Annotated in this window: 19 protein-coding genes and 2 tRNA genes; 8 read left to right on the forward strand and 13 right to left on the reverse strand. The window is 65.6% G+C overall.

The window, feature by feature from the left end; genetic code table 11:
* Nucleotides 1–6 precede the first annotated feature (6 nt).
* Entirely contained in the window at nt 7–1,344 is a 1,338-nt protein-coding gene (locus BR47_RS0107460; protein WP_029119096.1) for a WS/DGAT/MGAT family O-acyltransferase, read from the forward strand.
* On the opposite strand, the gene BR47_RS0107465 is transcribed toward BR47_RS0107460, so the two are convergent.
* The 5 genes from BR47_RS0107465 to BR47_RS0107485 all read right to left on the reverse strand — a co-directional run bounded on the left by BR47_RS0107465 (nt 1,299) and on the right by BR47_RS0107485 (nt 5,981).
* A complete protein-coding gene (locus BR47_RS0107465) occupies nt 1,299–2,531 on the reverse strand; it encodes an adenylate/guanylate cyclase domain-containing protein (RefSeq protein ID WP_051128387.1) in 1,233 nt (410 codons plus the stop codon). The genes BR47_RS0107460 and BR47_RS0107465 overlap by 46 nt on opposite strands.
* Before the next feature lie 65 nt (nt 2,532–2,596).
* Complete coding sequence (locus BR47_RS0107470; RefSeq protein WP_036420112.1) at nt 2,597–3,061, reverse strand: SRPBCC family protein; 465 nt, start codon at nt 3,059–3,061, stop codon at nt 2,597–2,599.
* A gap of 9 nt (nt 3,062–3,070) precedes the next feature.
* Nucleotides 3,071–3,937, reverse strand: coding sequence for an oxygenase MpaB family protein (locus BR47_RS0107475; protein WP_029119097.1), 867 nt, complete (start codon nt 3,935–3,937; stop codon nt 3,071–3,073).
* Complete coding sequence (locus BR47_RS0107480; RefSeq protein ID WP_502685819.1) at nt 3,934–4,554, reverse strand: nuclear transport factor 2 family protein; 621 nt, start codon at nt 4,552–4,554, stop codon at nt 3,934–3,936. The genes BR47_RS0107475 and BR47_RS0107480 overlap by 4 nt, the downstream gene beginning before the upstream one ends.
* A 98-nt stretch (nt 4,555–4,652) precedes the next feature.
* The gene (locus tag BR47_RS0107485; RefSeq protein WP_051634664.1) at nt 4,653–5,981 is read right to left on the reverse strand and encodes a cytochrome P450; all 1,329 of its coding nucleotides are present in this window, start codon (nt 5,979–5,981) and stop codon (nt 4,653–4,655) included.
* Nucleotides 5,982–6,163: 182 nt separating this feature from the next.
* On the opposite strand from BR47_RS0107485, the gene BR47_RS0107490 reads away from it, so the two are divergent.
* Nucleotides 6,164–6,781, forward strand: a complete 618-nt coding sequence (locus BR47_RS0107490) for a TetR/AcrR family transcriptional regulator (protein ID WP_029119100.1) — start codon at nt 6,164–6,166, stop codon at nt 6,779–6,781.
* A 56-nt stretch (nt 6,782–6,837) separates the two neighbouring features.
* On the opposite strand, the gene BR47_RS0107495 is transcribed toward BR47_RS0107490, so the two are convergent.
* Together BR47_RS0107495 and BR47_RS0107500 are read right to left on the reverse strand one after the other, a co-directional pair.
* Nucleotides 6,838–6,913: transfer RNA gene (locus BR47_RS0107495), tRNA-Arg, on the reverse strand.
* Between the two features lie 24 nt (nt 6,914–6,937).
* Nucleotides 6,938–7,029 (reverse strand) — tRNA-Ser (locus BR47_RS0107500).
* Between the two features lie 127 nt (nt 7,030–7,156).
* On the opposite strand from BR47_RS0107500, the gene hisC reads away from it, so the two are divergent.
* A complete protein-coding gene (gene hisC / locus BR47_RS0107505; RefSeq protein WP_029119101.1) occupies nt 7,157–8,215 on the forward strand; it encodes a histidinol-phosphate transaminase in 1,059 nt (352 codons plus the stop codon).
* Here hisC and BR47_RS0107510 read toward each other — a convergent pair.
* Nucleotides 8,193–8,747 carry a TIGR03086 family metal-binding protein gene (locus BR47_RS0107510; RefSeq protein WP_029119102.1) on the reverse strand — a complete coding sequence of 185 codons (555 nt, stop codon included), beginning with the start codon at nt 8,745–8,747 and terminating at the stop codon, nt 8,193–8,195. The two genes, hisC and BR47_RS0107510, sit on opposite strands and share 23 nt — an antisense overlap.
* 43 nt (nt 8,748–8,790) lie before the next feature.
* Between BR47_RS0107510 and BR47_RS0107515 the strand changes: the two genes are divergently transcribed.
* From BR47_RS0107515 to BR47_RS0107530, 4 genes are all read left to right on the forward strand, one after another.
* Nucleotides 8,791–9,621, forward strand: a complete 831-nt coding sequence (locus tag BR47_RS0107515; RefSeq protein ID WP_029119103.1) for a crotonase/enoyl-CoA hydratase family protein — start codon at nt 8,791–8,793, stop codon at nt 9,619–9,621.
* A 6-nt stretch (nt 9,622–9,627) separates the two neighbouring features.
* Entirely contained in the window at nt 9,628–10,530 is a 903-nt protein-coding gene (locus BR47_RS0107520) for an undecaprenyl-diphosphate phosphatase (RefSeq protein WP_029119104.1), read from the forward strand.
* Between the two features lie 117 nt (nt 10,531–10,647).
* The gene (locus tag BR47_RS0107525) at nt 10,648–11,277 is read left to right on the forward strand and encodes a hypothetical protein (protein WP_029119105.1); all 630 of its coding nucleotides are present in this window, start codon (nt 10,648–10,650) and stop codon (nt 11,275–11,277) included.
* Nucleotides 11,278–11,307: 30 nt separating this feature from the next.
* Entirely contained in the window at nt 11,308–11,619 is a 312-nt protein-coding gene (locus tag BR47_RS0107530; RefSeq protein WP_029119106.1) for a hypothetical protein, read from the forward strand.
* Here BR47_RS0107530 and BR47_RS0107535 read toward each other — a convergent pair whose 3' ends face one another.
* The 4 genes from BR47_RS0107535 to BR47_RS0107550 form a co-directional block, all read right to left on the reverse strand.
* The gene (locus BR47_RS0107535; protein ID WP_029119107.1) at nt 11,620–12,288 is read right to left on the reverse strand and encodes a sterol desaturase family protein; all 669 of its coding nucleotides are present in this window, start codon (nt 12,286–12,288) and stop codon (nt 11,620–11,622) included.
* Nucleotides 12,285–13,010 (reverse strand): FadR/GntR family transcriptional regulator, encoded by a 726-nt coding sequence (locus BR47_RS0107540; protein WP_029119108.1) that lies wholly within the window; start codon nt 13,008–13,010, stop codon nt 12,285–12,287. The genes BR47_RS0107535 and BR47_RS0107540 overlap by 4 nt, the downstream gene beginning before the upstream one ends.
* A 116-nt stretch (nt 13,011–13,126) precedes the next feature.
* Entirely contained in the window at nt 13,127–14,185 is a 1,059-nt protein-coding gene (locus tag BR47_RS0107545) for a hypothetical protein (protein ID WP_029119109.1), read from the reverse strand.
* A gap of 9 nt (nt 14,186–14,194) precedes the next feature.
* The gene (locus BR47_RS0107550) at nt 14,195–14,665 is read right to left on the reverse strand and encodes a PPOX class F420-dependent oxidoreductase (protein WP_177127346.1); all 471 of its coding nucleotides are present in this window, start codon (nt 14,663–14,665) and stop codon (nt 14,195–14,197) included.
* A 130-nt stretch (nt 14,666–14,795) separates the two neighbouring features.
* On the opposite strand from BR47_RS0107550, the gene BR47_RS0107555 reads away from it, so the two are divergent.
* Nucleotides 14,796–15,308 (forward strand): OsmC family protein, encoded by a 513-nt coding sequence (locus tag BR47_RS0107555; RefSeq protein ID WP_020099488.1) that lies wholly within the window; start codon nt 14,796–14,798, stop codon nt 15,306–15,308.
* On the opposite strand, the gene BR47_RS0107560 is transcribed toward BR47_RS0107555, so the two are convergent.
* Nucleotides 15,309–16,322, reverse strand: coding sequence for an AraC family transcriptional regulator (locus tag BR47_RS0107560; protein WP_029119111.1), 1,014 nt, complete (start codon nt 16,320–16,322; stop codon nt 15,309–15,311).
* Nucleotides 16,323–16,463 lie beyond the last annotated feature (141 nt).

Below are 16,463 nucleotides of genomic sequence, written 5' to 3' on the forward strand. Positions count from 1 at the left end.
GCTGCCATGCGGTTGCTGAGTGCTGTCGACACGATGTTCTACCGAATGGAGTCCGACCGGACGCCCATGCACATCGGCGCCCTGCTGACGTTCCGGCTGCCCGACGGCGCGGGGCCGGACTACGTCCGCACCCTGTACAACGCATTCGCCGAACTGTCGTTCCTGCCTTTCCCGTTCGACAGTGCGGTCGTCGACGGCCTGCTGCCCGAGTGGCGCGCGGTCCGCCCGGACCCGGAGTACCACGTCCGACTGTCGGCGCTGCCGTATCCGGGGAGCGAGGCCGACCTGGGCGCCCTCGTCGCCCGGCTGCACGCGCACCCACTCGATATGCGCCGGCCGCTGTGGGAAGCGCACTTCATCGAAGGACTGTCCGACGGCCGCTTCGCCATGTACTTCAAGGCCCACCACTGTGCGGTGGACGGCATGGGCGCGATCAACACCATCAAGAAATGGTTGAGCACTGAACCGGACCGCTACGTGCCGCTGTCCGAAGCCGGACCGAAGGCCGAGGTGCCCGACCGCAACCGGGTCGCGTCGGTCGCCTACGAGCTGTGGAACCGGACGACGGACGGCGTCTCGGGTTCCGCCGAGCTGGTCAAGAGCCTGGTCGGCATGATCGGCGGCGACAACAGCCACGTCGGCGCCACGCTGGGTACGCCGCGGGCGCCGTTCAACGCGACCCTGACGCCACAGCGCCGGCTCGCCGTCGAGGTGCTCGAACTGGGCCGCCTCAAGGCGATCGCCAAGGCCACCGAGACCACCGTCAACGACGTCACGCTCGCCGTCTGCGGCGCGGCGCTGCGCCGCTACCTCGATGAGCAGGGCGAGCTGCCCGACCAGACGCTGACCGCCTCGGTGCCGGTGGGCTGGGAGCGTGACGAGGACACCCTGAATGCGGCCGCGGGCTTCGTCTGTCCTTTGGCGACAACAGAATCGGACCCGTTGCAGCGGCTGGCGGTGATCAACGCCTCGACCACTCGCGGCAAGAAGGAACTGCTCGCGATGTCACCGAACGCCCTGAATCACTACACGTTGATGGGGCTGCTGCCACTGACGATCGGCCAGAAAACCGGTGCGCTGACCAAGATTCCGCCGTTGTTCAACCTCACGGTGTCCAACGTCGTCCTGACCAGGGAACCGCTGTACCTCGGTGGCGCGCAGCTGGAGTTGATCGCTCCGGTCTCGTTCCTCTGCGACGGCTACGGACTGAACATCACCCTGGTCGGGTACACCGACAAGGTCATCCTCGGGTTCGTCGGCTGCCGCGACACCATGCCACACCTGCAGCGCCTGGCGGTCTATTCGCGCGAGGCGCTCGATGAATTGGAGCAAGCCGCCGCCTGAGACCGGCGACCGACCAGGTACCAGGTGTGCATCACGCCCTTACCTTTGACGTCGACGGGCCCACGCTCCTCCAGCACGAACAAGTCCTTGAGCCGCTCATAGACGTTCTGCGGCACCTGAATTCGCCCCACGACGTCGGTGGTCTCCATCCGCGCCGCGATGTTGACGGCGTCGCCCCACACGTCATAGAAGAACTTCCGCGCGCCGACGATGCCGGCGACCACCGGCCCGGCAGCCAGCCCGATCCGCAGCGGAACCGGTTGGCCGTTGGGATCTTTAAGCTCGGCCACTGCGTCGACCATGTCGAGGGCGAGGTCAGCCAGCGCCTCGAGGTGGTCCGGCCGTGGTTCGGGGACACCGCTGACGATCATGTAGGAGTCGCCGCTCGTCTTGATCTTCTCCAGGCCGTGGCGATCCACCAGGGTGTCCAGGTCGGTGTAGAGGCCGTCGAGGAACCTGACCAGCTCGGTTGGCGTGGTATCGCTTGCGCGCTGGGTGAATCCGGCGATATCGGCGAACAGCACCGACGCGTCGTCGTACCGGTCGGCGATGACATCCCGGTGCGGATCCTTCAACCGCTGGGCAACCTTCGCCGGCAGGATGTTGGCCAGCAGCGACTCGGAGCGAGCGTACTCGGCCGCCAAAGCGGTTTCCGCACGATTGATTTCGTGCATCGCGTACCAGATGGTCGCGACCACCAGGACCCATGAAGAAATCACCGCGACGACGAAGCCGACGGTCGTGACCCACTGCGGTTGCACTCCGGTGTCCACGGGCACGAGGTACTGCAGCGCAATGATGAGGCCCGCACCCACAGCCGCCACCGCAGACGCCAGCACGATGTGCTCGATCCCCAGGACCAGCACCACCAGTGAGGCGGCGACCAGAAAGTACAACTGCTGGCCGGATCCTCTTCCCACATAAGCGGTTACGAGCGTCGTCAAGGAATAGGCGATGCCGATGAAGGTCAATGGCGCGACGAGTTCCCCGTACCGGTACAGCCGGGGAATCACGAGATAGACCGGCGCGCACACGACGGCGAGCCCTCCGATCCAGAGGCCCGCCTCGCCGGCGAGCATCGACAACAGGCCGAGGAATGCCGCGACGACGGAGCCGATCCTGGCGGCCACCGTGAGCACGCGTCGGCGACGCGCCAGACTCTCGGCGGACGCAGCCCTCGGCGACATGTCCGGCAGCGTATCGCTGACGGCGCACGTCAGCTGCCAGTTCCGTCGCGAAACGACCCGCTGAGTCAGTCGGCCGCCAGGGCTCGATAGTGCGCGGTGACCTGTTCACGCAGTTTCGACTCGGTGTACTTGATACCGGGCTCGAGGATGGAATCGATGACCTTCGACAACGCGCGGCCGGTCAAACCGCTGCCGACGCGGTATCTGATCTCCGCTGAGGTCGAACATTGTTCGGAGTCAACCGCAGTCACGCCCCACACCACGGTCCCGGTGATGAGCCCGTCGTCGAGTGACAGGCCGATGACCCGGCCGGCGACGTAGTCGGAGATGTGACCGTTCAGCGCGAGCTTGATGGGCCCGAGTTGCATATGGAGAACAAAGCGAGCGCCCAGCCGGGGTTCTTCGGGCGTCACGTACTCAAATGATTTCGCACCGAAGACAAACCGCGGAACGTTGCCGGCGGCGTCGATGTACTCGAAGCACACGTCAGCGGGCACCGAGAGCTCGACATTGTGTTCAACTGTGGGCACGCCATGCTCCTAATGTGTGTGTCTGGCCCGCGTCCAACCGGTTCGCGCTTCTTGATGCCACCGCCACGACCAAGGCACCATCGGCCAGGCGCGCCGAATGGTCGCCCGGATGGCACGGTACGCCCGCTCATCGGTGCGGGTCCATCGAATCTCGAATCGGTCCCGCACGACCTCGGGCAACCCACCGAATATCGTCAACCGCATCGGTGGTGCCAACGCCATTCGCGTCGCTCGCATCGGCAGGAGCCGGTCGGTGATCGGATTCAAGCCGGGCAGCGCAGGGAAATACGGCGACGCGCTCATATCGGGTATCGCGTCGCGCTTGATGAAGGCGATCAGATAGTCCGACGCCGGATTCGGTTCGAGCACTTGGGTGCAATAGCGCTCGAACTCCGCCTCGAACGCCTGGCGGTCCGCGGGCAATGGTGCGTCGCTGACACCGTATCGCCGGTACCAGATGCAGCCTTCGGTATAGAGCTGTTCCGAATCGGCCTCGGTCAGCGGGTAGCTGTCCCAATAGGTCGCCACCCGGTCGACCATCCGCTGAAAGGTCGCGTGCGCCCACCAGTATGTTCTCGGATTCAGTGCGTGATATGGCTGTCCGCCGGGCATTTCGCCTTTGATGTCGCGATGGTAATCGCGGACTCCCACCCCGGTGGCGGCACCGTCGGCGTGGTAAACCGTGCCGAGAATTCCTGGCAGGGAACGAAATACCCGGTCCACCGGGTCGTCGAAGAAGTTGGAATGCTCGATCAGTGCATAACCGATCGCCGGATGCATCGTCTGCAGCAGCCCGGCCGCACCACCTTCGAACGCGATGCGCATGTCGCCGGCCCACCGCCACAGCAGCGAGCGCTGATCAAGCTCTGATGTCATCGGGTTGTCAGCCGGGTGAGCGCCCGTACGATCGGTGACGCCGCCGACGCGGCGCGAAGGCCGATCTTCTGCAGCCGCTCGTTGTGCACCAGAGCACCAAGCCCGGCGAGTTGCGCTGCGCCATAAAGCATGTCCCAATCGGTGTCGATATGACTGATCTTGAAGTCATCGGTGAGTGTATAGCGGTCGATGCCGATGAAGTTGAGGCAACGGCCCGTGCCCCGCAACTTCACGTCCAGACCGGGCACGGTGGTCTCACCAGTCATCCGGCCGATTCCTCGCCACGGGATGGTGATGCGCCACTGCCCTTCGAAATAGTCGGCGTACGGCAGCGATCGAACGGTGCCATCCTGCGGATAGAACGCAAAGTCCGGGAACACGTCAAAGCTGGCCTGGCAGTTGTCGATCGTGAACTGCCGACCTTCCTTGTTGACCTGGAATGTCGAACTGTCGATGTAGCTGCACTCGTCGGCGAGGCAGTAGTCGATCTTCTTGATGTCCTGCTCGGCCCATGCGGAGAACCAGACCTGCGCGAAGTCGAACATTCCTTCGGCGGGCAGGCCACGCTCGACCGCCAACGCCTCCTGCTTCGCGACGCGCTCCCAGAACTTGGGCATGAGCGCCTGGTGTTGGGCGTGCTCAGGAGACGGTCCGAGCTCACTGATCTTGGTCATGAAGGTGCTGCCTTTCAATGGTTTTGATGTGATGGGCGAATTCAGCGCGTGTGCAGGCGCACGGGTAGACCGCCCGCGAGGCCGGTCGAGACCCGCACCAGATGGCGCGGCGTCCAACCGTCACGTACCTGGAAAGTGAAGCGCTGCAAGATGGTTCCCAGAACCAGGGTGCCCTCGATGTAGGCCATTCGGGTGCCCATGCACTTGCGCGGCCCGATGCTGAACGGCACGAAAGCGTTCCTGTTGATCTTCTCGGTGAGAAAGCGGTCCGGCCAGAAGTCCACCGGCCTCGTCCAGAATCGCGAATCACGTTGGAGCGCATAGGGTGTGATCACGACCTGCGACCCTTTGGGAATGTGATACCCACCGATCTCGTCGTCCACGGCGGCCGTGCGAATGTTCGCCGGCGCGGCCTGGAACCGCTGCGCCTCATCGAAACAGGCGCGTAGATATGTGAGGTTCGGCAGGTCGTCGTAGGTCAGAGGCTCGCCGCCCAGCGCGTCCACCTCGGCGTAGGCCCGGCCCAGAGCGTTTGGGTTGCGGCACAACAACGCAATGGTCCACGCCAACGCCGCTGCGGTGGTTTCGAATCCGGCGAACACCAGGCCTGCGGCCTCTGATCGCCGCCGCCGGTCTTGCTGTTCCGGACACCCCTCGAACTCCATGCCGATCAAGGTGTCGACCAGGTCGGGCGCAGCGGATATGGGACAGCCCCGTCGTTCGTCCACGAAGCGGTCGAGCATGCCGAAGAGCTCGTCTTTCGCCGCTTCTCCGCTGCGCTGCAAGGGGTTTGGCACCCAGTTGGGTAGGTAGTGAAAGCCGACGCGGCTGATCACATACACGCCGTACTGCCGAGCACCGTCGACCGCGACGTCGATTTCCTCCGGAGTGAGTTCCACCTTGAACATCGAACGCATGAGACCGTCCATCACGACGGCACCCAGTTCGTGCTCGAGGTTGACCTCGCGCCCCTGCGCTGCATATCCGGCCCACGCGTCGACGCGTTCGGCGATTCCCGCCATCATCAGCGGGGTCGCGGCAGCCAGTGCTTTCTCCCCGAAGAATGGATTGAAGGTGGTACGCACCCGCTTCCACTCCGTGCCTTCGAGTAGCGGCAGGGCCGCCGGCTCTCCCGATACCAGCTCGTGCGCGGCCTCGTGCTTGACGTACCGGTCGTGATGCCGCGTGAAGACGTGATCGACGTAGTCCGGGTGGTTGATCAGCGTGACCGTGAACTCCGGCCGGCGAGAGGTGTGCAACCGCACCACATCGCCGTATTTCGCCGCGATCTTGGGCAGCAGTGTGTAGGGCAGGCGCAGCGGATCACCCGCGCACGACGCCGCCAGTTTGACCGCGTCCCATTTGGACAACGCCGGCGGATCGGGCGGCCGCGCTCCCGTGGCCGAGTCGACTGACCCATCTACCGCTGCTGCAACCACTCGAACTCCTATCTGTGACGCACATCGGTCGCACTCGGCGCCGCGCGTGCGCATCAGTGAATCAAAGATCGTTCATTGATTCAATAGCTCATTGATGGGCTACCCTCTGACGCATGGTTGACCTGCCGTCACTCGCGGCCGCGGTGCTGAGCGGCAGTCACGGCGAGGCGAACAGCGCCCGCGACCGGATGCTGGATGCGGCGCGCACCGAATTCGTCAACCACGGCATCGCACGCACTTCCGTCGCCACCATCGCGGCCAGGGCCGGGGTCTCCCGACCGACGCTCTACCGGCAGTGCGGCGACAAGGACCAGATCGTGGCGGCCGTCACGCAGCGGGAAGTGCTCGACTTCTTCACCCGCGGTGTCGCTGCCCTGGCGAGTCAGAAGACGGCCGAAGACAAGATGGTGGAGATCTTCGTCATGGGCATGCGGGAATGCCGTGAGCATCCGCTCGTGCGGGCGCTCAGAGACTTCGAGAACGAGGCGTTCACCAGCCGGCTGTTCAAGCTCGACGAGCCCGACTACCGCAGCATGCTCGGCATGCTCGCGATGTTCCTCGCCGATGGCGACTATCCGCCTGCTGCCATCGAACGCGCACTCGACTTCTCGCTGCGCGTCACCGCGACGATCCTGATCGCGCCGTCAGAACTACTGCCCACCGACGATGACGACAGCACCCGCGAATTCGCGCGCCGCTACTTGATTCCGGTACTGCAGGCCTCGCGCTGAGGGTTTGCGTATCAACGACAACAGGCCAGAAGCTTGCGCTTCTGGCCTGTTGTTTGTGGTGCGCCCGAAGGGATTCGAACCCCTAACCTTCTGATCCGTAGTCAGATGCTCTATCCGTTGAGCTACGGGCGCATTGGGTACAACTATTCAGTTATGTGGCGGAGGCGAGAGGATTTGAACCTCCGGTCCCCTGTAAGGGGGACAACTCATTAGCAGTGAGTCCCATTCGGCCGCTCTGGCACGCCTCCTGAACGATCCGAGGGTACCGGACTCTTGCACCCCGGAACCGCCGAGGGCATACGGTACACAGTCAACGCCCACAAAGGCAAAGCGCGACGCCAGAGCGCCATCTGCCGTCCACCTAGACTGTCCCGGGTGACCGCCCGCCTGCGCCCCGAGATGGCCGCGCTACCCGCCTACACCCCCGGCCGTACGGTTCCCGGCGCCATCAAGATCGCCAGCAACGAGACCGTCGACGGACCGCTGCCGAGTGTCCGCGAAGCCATCGTCAAAGCGATGGACAACATCAACCGCTACCCGGACAACGGCTACGCGGCGCTGCGTGAGCGACTGGCGGCCCATGTCGGGTTCGCGCCCAACCAGATTTCGGTGGGCTGCGGGTCGGTGAGCCTGTGTCAGCAGCTCATCCAGATCACCGCCTCGGTCGGCGACGAGGTGCTGTTCGCGTGGCGCAGCTTCGAGATCTACCCGCTGCAGGTCCGCACCGCCGGCGCGACGCCCGTGCCCGTCCCGCTGACGGACTACACGCACGACCTGGACGCCATGCTGGCCGCGATCACCGACCGCACCCGGCTGATCTTCGTCTGCAACCCCAACAACCCCACCTCGACGGTCGTCGACCCGGTCAAGCTCGCCGAGTTCGTCGCCGAGGTCCCGCCGCACATCCTGGTGGTCCTGGACGAGGCCTACGTCGAGTACATCCGCGACGGCCTGCTGCCGGACAGCCTGGCGCTGGTGCGCAAGCACCCGAACGTCGTCGTCCTGCGCACTTTCTCGAAGGCCTACGGGCTGGCCGGCCTGCGGATCGGCTACGCCGTCGCGCACGAGGACATCGTCACCGCCCTGGGCAAGGTGTACGTGCCGTTCACGGCGACCAGCGTCAGCCAGGCCGCGGCCATCGCCTGTCTGGATGCCGCCGACGAGCTGCTGGCGCGCACCGACGCCGTGGTGGCCGAGCGGGCCCGGGTCAGCGCCGCCCTGCGTGACGTAGGGTTCGAGCTGCCCGACTCGCAGGCCAACTTCGTCTGGCTGCCCCTGAGCCCGGAAGACACCGCCGACTTCGTCGACGCGGCTGCCGACAACAAGCTGCTGGTGCGGCCCTACGGCGGCGAAGGCGTCCGCGTCACCGTCACGGTGCCGTACGAGAACGATCTGTTCCTGGACTTCGCGGTCAAGTGGCGCGGCGGCCGGTGAAGCCGATCAGCTGATCGAGCGCACTCGCGTCAGCCGGTACGTCGACGGGGTCGTCGAACCCGACGGCAGCGCGCGCCGCGGGGCTGATTGCGGATCTGGTCTTGCCCAGGACGTACTCGGCCAGGTCGTCGGGCACGTCCACTTCGCGGCCGACGGCGGTGGCGTAGTCCCAGGCATGGACGAGGAATTCGAGCGGCAGGATGCCGGCGATCTGGGCGGCGGGCATCTCCCCCGGGCCCGCCGGGACGGTGCCCTCCAACCCCCTGCTGCGCCACGCGGCCAGAGCGGGCCGGGCCGCGGCGGTCACCTGATCGATGATCGGTGCCGTGGCGTCCCGCTCGGGGAGTTGCGCGCCGGCGATGCCGCCGATGACCGTGATCGAGTTCATCAGGTGATCGGTGAGGGCCGCCACATCGAACTCGGTGCACGGCGTCTGCCGCGTCGCATCGTCGGGCCCGATACCGGCCAACACCCGCTCGAGCACGTCCAGACTGGCCTCACCGGCCTCGATCACATCGGACGGAATGGTCATGGGCGAGACGCTACGCCCAGGTTGACCGGCTAGCCTGCCGATCATGGGTGAAACCTCGGGAAGCTTCGAATCGCTCTCCATTGAGACCAAGGACCACGTCGCACAGGTGGCATTGATCGGCCCCGGCAAGGGCAACGCCATGGGTCCGGCCTTCTGGGCCGAACTGCCGGTCGCCTTCGCCGCCCTGGATGCCGACCCCGACGTGCGGGCCATCGTGCTCACCGGGTCGGGCCGCAACTTCAGCTACGGACTGGATCTGCCCGCCATGGGCGGCATGCTGGCACCCATGCTCGGGGGCGGGCTGGCCAAGGAACGCGCCGACTTCCACACCGCGCTGCGGGCCATGCAGCACGCCATCACCGCAGTCGCCGACTGTCGCACCCCCACCATCGCCTCGATTCAGGGCTGGTGCATCGGCGGCGGTGTCGACCTGATCTCGGCGGTGGACATCCGCTACGCCAGCGCCGACGCCAAGTTCTCGGTGCGTGAGGTGAAGCTGGCCATCGTCGCCGACGTGGGCTCGCTGGCCCGGTTGCCGCTGATTCTGAACGACGGTCATCTGCGCGAACTGGCATTGACGGGCAAGGACTTCGACGCCGCCCGCGCCGAGAAGATCGGCCTGGTGAACGACGTCTACGCCGATGCCGAGGCCGCACTGGCCGCCGCGCACGAGACCGCACGTGAGATCGCCGCGAACCCGCCGCTGACGGTGCGCGGCGTCAAGGATGTGCTCGATGAGCAACGCACGGAACGGGTTTCGGCCAGCCTGCGGTATGTGGCGGCGTGGAACTCGGCGTTCATCGCGTCGAAGGATCTGAGCGAAGGTATCACCGCGATGTTCGAGAAGCGCGCTCCGGAATTCAAGGGCGAGTAGGGGCCGATCACCTTGAGCCTCAACTACATCGAAGCGATCGTAGTCGGCGCGTTCCAGGGTGTCACCGAGCTGTTCCCGGTGTCGAGCCTGGGCCACTCGATCCTGGTGCCGGCCTTGGTCGGTGGGCAGTGGGCCCAGGATCTGAGCATGACGGCCGAGAAGTCGCCGTACCTCGCGTTCCTGGTGGCCGTGCACGTGGCGACGGCGGTGGCACTGCTGGTGTTCTTCTGGCGGGACTGGGTCGCGGTTATCGGCGGGCTGGTCACGTCGATCAAGAACCGGAAGATCACCACCTCCGCCGAGCGACTGGCGTGGCTGCTGATCCTGTCGACCATCCCGGTCGGTATCGCTGGGCTGGCGCTGGACCATGCGCTGCGTACGTCACTGGGCAAGCCGGTGCCGGCAGCGGCTTTCCTGACGATCAACGGCGTCGTTCTCTTTGTGGGCGAACGACTTCGGCGCCGGACGGCGTCGGCAGTACCCGCCGCCGCGCATTCGGAAGGGCTCAACGACTCCGACGAACGACTGGCGCGTCTGCCCATTCCGGAGGCCATGGGCATCGGCGCGGCCCAGATTCTCGCCCTGCTGCCCGGCATCAGCCGCTCGGGCGCCACCATGGTCGCCGGCGTGCTGCGCGGGTTGTCGCATGAGGACGCCGCACGGTTCTCGTTCCTGCTGGCGACGCCGGTGATCCTGGCCGCTGGGGCGCTGAAGATTCCGGAGCTGTTCGGCCCTGCCGGTGACGGCATCGGCGGACAGGTGCTGGCCGGCAGTGCGGCGGCGTTCGTCGCGGCGTACCTGTCGGTGCGGTTCCTGGTGAAGTACTTCGAGACCCGCACGCTGACGCCGTTCGCGATCTACTGCGTGGTGGCCGGGCTGGGCAGTCTGGCCTGGCTGACGCTGCGCTGAGCGAGGTCCCGCACCTCCACCTCGAGACGAACTTGCCCTGGGGCTGTAACCCGGCTGCCTATCTGTCAGTGGCAGCCAGCCCCATGGCAATTCGTCTCGAGGTGAAAGAAAACCGCAGTGCCCCAACTCAATCGCGCGCGCGTCGCCACCATCGTGGTTGCGGGAGCCGGCCTCGCCTTGCTCGCCGCCTGTTCCCATGTCGACGCCGCGAAACCGACACCCACTCTCGACCCGACCACCTCGCCCGCGCCGGCCAAGCTGACGAGCGCGGACTTCATGGCCGTGTGCCAGGGCGCGACACAGTCACGCGCCACCGATTACCAGCCGGACACGAAGTCCCACAAGACGATTCTCTTCACTCCGCTGGTGCACGGACTCGTTGAGGACACCAGCACTCTGCCGTCGGACTGGACAGTGCAGTTCGATGCGGACCGCAACACCTACGCCGCGATCGACACGGTGGTGTGCGTGGAAACCAAAGACGAGCAGTCCCTCAAGGAATGCACCGGCTACCAGGACAACGGCCACTCGACCGCCAACAAGGTCGACCTGCGCGCCACCACCTACACCGTCACCGTCCGGGTGGCCACGACCGGTAAAGAGCTCGGCACCACCGAGCTGTCCGGTACGGACGACACCTGCCCGATGTTCATGTCCTTCGACGACGACACGCAGACCAAGCAGTACAACGTACCGCCACCCAAGGACGACCTGATCGCCTTCGTGAAGCAGTTCGTCCAGCCCTGAAATCCTCTGCAGCACAATCGGAGTACTCGCATGCCCAAAATCAGTCATGCAGTCATCGTCACTGCCGCGGGAGTCCTCGTCGCTTCGTCAGCGGCCGTGGCAGCATCGGCCCATGCCGTAGGTGGGCCCGGCGGCTTCGGCAACGCGCAGGACACCATCAATACGCTTCAGGCACAAGGGTTCACCGTGCTGATCAACGGCGCCGTCGTGTATCCGTTGTCGGGATGCAAGGTCACCGGCATCGAGGGGCTGCGCAACGACAATGTCGATTCCTCGGGCGCCATCATCGACCGGACGAAGATGACCGTTGTGTGGGTGGACATCTCGTGTAAGGGCGGCTAGCTACAGCCGTGACCCGTGCAGGTTCTTCGCCGTGGGGCTGGTCTCGACGGTGGCGGGGTCGGGGTAGGTGCCGAGCACCCGGTCGGACGTGCCCGACGTCGTGACCGAGAACCAGTAGTGCTCGTTCTTGAAGTGGTGCAGACGATGATTGCGCCACACCGCCTTGTAGAGGCGGTGGCGCGGCTTGTAGTCGGTGTGGACGAGGTAGTGCGTCCACTCGTAGCCCATCAGGATCAGCGACTCGACCACGATGAACGACAGCGTGGCCGACACCGGCGCGCCCACCAGGGCCCCGATGCCCAGGGGCAGCGCCACGATCGCCGCGATCAGCCACGGCAGCGTCGGGGTGGGGATGAACACCAGGTCGATGTCGCGGGGATTCGCGTGGTGCCGTCGATGGTCGCGGGCGACGAGAGTGTCCACGGTGACCGGGCCCAGTTTTCGCGGCCGCCAATGCAGGATGAAGACGTGAATCACCCACTCCACGAACGGGAACAGCAGCGCCAGCACCAGCGGCGCCCACAGGTCGCGTAGCGCCAGACCGCCGACGACGGTCCGCGCTCCGACCGCTCCGACCACGAGCGCCAGGATCATCCACGGCGTCGGATGGCGCCAGAACTCACGGGCCGTCTGGCCGAGGGTCACGCCCCGGGTGCTGGTGGTCGTCACTGCGCCTCCATCTGGTCGAGCAATTCGGTGAGCACCGTGGTGGCGCCACCGAGCACCGTCGACGCGGCTCGGCGCGCTTTCAGCGCGGCGCCCGACGTCACCGCTTCGGCGAGCTTGCGGTACCCGGCTACGGGTTCGGCGGCGGCCACCGCGTCGGCGACCGCGGCGAGCATCGGTTCGTACACCCGGCGCATCCCGTTGAAGATGAGCGTCATCGCGATCGAATCCGCGCCGGTCACAAGGCAGTCCCAGAAGTCGAGGGCGGCCAGCTGTTGCGTCTGGCCGCTCTGCGCGCGCTCGATATCGGCGAGGGCCCGCGCCAGTGGCTCGGCGAGCTTGCTCCCGGACCGCGCTGCCGCCCGTTCCGCGATCCACGGACCGAGGTATTCACGCACCTCCAGGACGCTGCGCACCACCGACGGGTTCACCATGGCCCCGTCGGGCGCGTCCACGAGCAGGTAGGGCAGCAGATCGAGCCCGCCGGTGCGCGTGATGTCGTTGACGACGGCACCGTCGCCTTGTCGGACGTCGAGATGCCCCGACGCGACCAGCCGCTGGATCGCCTCACGCACCACCGGCCGCGATACGCCCAGCACCTCGGCAAGTTTGCGCTCACTCGGCAGGCGTGAGCCCGGCGGCTGGGCGCCGGCGACGAGCTGCTTGAGCAGCTGGTCGTGCACCTCGTCCGCGGCCGAGCGCCGCTTGATCGACGTCAACTCCATGACGACGACACTAACCCGCCAAAGGTAAGAGGTCTAGTGGTATTACCAATATTGGTCATCACGACGTGCCGCGTCGTCTTCGCGGTGATCGATGACGAAGCGCAGCAGGTCCTCGGTCATGGGTAACTCAGCAGGACCATCACCCGACCATCCGGTGATGGCTCGGGAAACGCATCCACCTGAAAGCCGTAGTACTCCAACTGGGTGTCGGTGATGGTGTCGATGACCTTGCCCTGCGCCTTGAGCTTGCCGTCCTTGACGTCGCGCATCACACCGATGAAGTCGGGAACCGACATCGACTCGGCCAGCAGCAGCGCGTCACCGCCGGACGAAAGTTTCACCAGCACACCGGAACCCGCGTAGTTGTCGCCCCCGCGACCCGTCCCCCGGGGCGCCCAGTACACCGGGTCGGAGGCGACTTCGCCGTCGACACGGCGATACTGCCCGACGTTGTCGACACCGTCTTGCACGGAGACCACCGGCAGCGCGGCGATGGTCCGCTGCTCCTGGAACCACATCCAGCCGAGTGGGATACCGATGATGGCGTAGATCATCACCAGCAGCATCAACACCGGCTTCCACGCGATCTCCCACGCCTGCCGCGGCCCCTGTTTCTCCAGCTCCTTGCGGCCGAATCTGAAGACATACCAAGCCAATACGCGCGCCAGTGCCATCGCGGCCAGAATGCACAACCCGACGATGCCGGCCACCCGGAAGTAGAACGTGCTGCCGCCGTGGTCGATGGTCGCCAGCACCATCACCAACGGAATCGGCAGGGTGAGGAGCAGCAGCAGGGCATACGACGGATGGCTCGTCAGGTACTTGTACTCGACGGTCCAGCTCTTGACCCCGACGCCCACGGTGAAGTCACCGATGTCCGCGGTCGAGACCGGTGTCCAACTCCCGTCCACGATCCGGGGCCGGACCAATCCCTTGACGACGAAGAAACCCGCCAGCAGCGATACGGCCAGCGCGCCCCAGAACACGGCGGGCAGCGGCCCGCCGGTGCCCGGTACCCCGAATCCGCCACGGATGTCGATGATCTTGGCGATGAAGAACATCAGCGGAACGACGAAAAACAGCTCTCCGAGCCAGATTTGGATCAGTTGCGGAATGCGTTTGCCGACACGGTCAAACGCCAGTACTCCGCTCCAGATGAACCGCAGTACCCGCATGGACGGACATTAGCTGACAATCGTTGGCGCCGGGCTGATCTCGATGTAGGCCATCGGAATATCGAACGCGGAGCTGCTCTTGTCGAGCGTCCGCTCGAACAGCTTCATGGCCGGCGACCAGTTGGCGGCGATCACTGCGTCGGCGTGCGCATGCTCGGCCTCCGGCAGGATGCGGGCGATGCCGGCCGCCGGTTGCCCCGTCGGCTTACCCCGGAGATTGCACGGCACCACCACCACGCGCGGATCGTTGCGCAGCCGCTTCACCTTGCCCGTCGACGCGTCGGTGCGGACGTACAACTTCCCGTCGGCGACACCGTGATTGATCGGACTGGGCATGGCCTCACCGGACCGCTTGAACGTGACGAGCACGATCTGCCGCGCCCGGTCGAAGCCCGCGAAATCGGCGGCCGTCGGCTCACCGATATCGAAGGCCTCCCGGTGGCGCAGTTTATCCATGCCCCGAAACATCAACTTGCTCATGGCCGAAACCGCGTTACTGGGCATCTTCTCGTCCAATCTGAGCCGTCTTCGCCCAAGCCTAGTCCGGAGGTTGAACTCATCGTGGGCCCAACGGTCGAACCCCGACGCCGACGCAAATAAAGTCTCCGGCGTGACTGCTTCCGTGACTTCCCTCAACGCGATCACCGCTGCCACCCGTGCGGCCGTCTCCGACAATCCCGCCGCGGCCGCCGTGGTGTTCAAGGCCTCGGCGCAGCCGGAAGGCACCGTCGGCAGCGAGATCACGCTCGGCAAGTACCAGGTGCACGTCGACGAGCCGCCCGCCCTCGGCGGGCAGAACACGGCACCCAACCCGGTCGAGTACTACCTGGCATCGCTGCTGTCGTGCCAGGTGGTGACCTACCGGTTCTGGGCCGAGCGGCTCGGCATCCAGGTCGACGCCCTCAGCGCCAGCGCCGAAGGTGACCTCGATGTGCGCGGCTTCTTCGGGCTGGACGACAACGTCCGCCCCGGCTTTCAGCAGATCCGGGTGACCGTCAACGTCTCGGGCCCGGAGACCGCCGAGCGGTACCGCGAACTGCAGGACGCGGTGGATGCGCACTGCCCGGTGCTGGATCTGACGACCGCCACAACCCCGGTGCACACACAGCTGACCATCGGATGACTATCTGAGGGCAGCGCCTGTCGTCGCGCCCAGGCGCGTGGCGTCCGGTGTTGTGCCGGTCCACCCGCGGTAGGCGCGGTAGAAGGAACTGGTGTCCTTGTAGCCGACCAGCAGTGCGATCTGGGCCACGCTGGTATCGCCGGTGGTGAGGTAATGGCGGGCAAGGCTTTCCCGGGTTCGGCTCAGTGCGGCTTGGAAGCTGGTGTCTTCTGCTTGGAGTTGGCGCTGTAGCGTACGCGGACTCACCGCCAGCCGACGGGACACGCTCTCGATGTCGCCGTGGCCAGCCGGCAGGGCTTCGAGAAGCACTGTGCGCACCCGTTCGGTCATCGACGAGGATCGGGGTAGTTCGGACAGCCGGGCATGCAGTTGTGGCGAAAAGTACGACCACATTTGAGCGTTTTCGGTGACGAACGGCAGATCGGCGTCCGCATTGCTGAAGACGACCGCATCGTTTGTCCCGGCTTCGATGTCGACGCCGAGATACCCGCGGATGGTCGCGCTCGGCGGTGGCGGCTGGGTGGCCTGGACCCGCAGCGGTGTCACGGCCCGACGGGTGCCCAGTCGTGCCAGGGCCACCCAGAACAGCAACTCGACCGTGACGAATACCGGTGGCGGAGGTGTCGACGTCTGCCAGGTGTAGCTGACCGTCGTACCGTCACCGGTTCGGTCGACGGTGATTGCGATGGGTCCGATCAAAGGCTTGAACTGTGCGATGCGCTGCGCGGCCGTGATCAGGTTGGGGCTGCACAGGGCCGCGAAGATCGGCGGGTCGAAGCTCTCAGCGCTCAACGCTCCGGCTACCGCCACCGGTAGCGCGTCGCGGTCACTCTCCACCTCGAGGGCGCTCCAGAAGGCGAAATACTGCGCGCTGCTGAGCTCTCCGGTCCCGCGCGAGAAGAAGTCGTCCGGAAGGTGGGCACGGCGCAGGACCGCCTCGACCGACACGTTGAGATCGGTCAACAGTGAGCGCACCGCCGGGGTCAACACGAACATGCGTGAGCTGACGTCCATCCGGGCGAGTGTACGAGAGATTTCAGCGATGCAGATATGGCGTGATCCGCTACCGGATTGACGTGTTCCGCTAATGACGGCCCGGCACGGCCGCGCCTAGTGTTCGACCCGTCACGCAACCGATGGACTGAGTTCATCACT

It is taken from the genome of Mycobacterium sp. UNC410CL29Cvi84 (genome assembly GCF_000686745.1).
Taxonomy (GTDB): Bacteria; Actinomycetota; Actinomycetes; order Mycobacteriales; family Mycobacteriaceae; genus Mycobacterium; species Mycobacterium mucogenicum_B.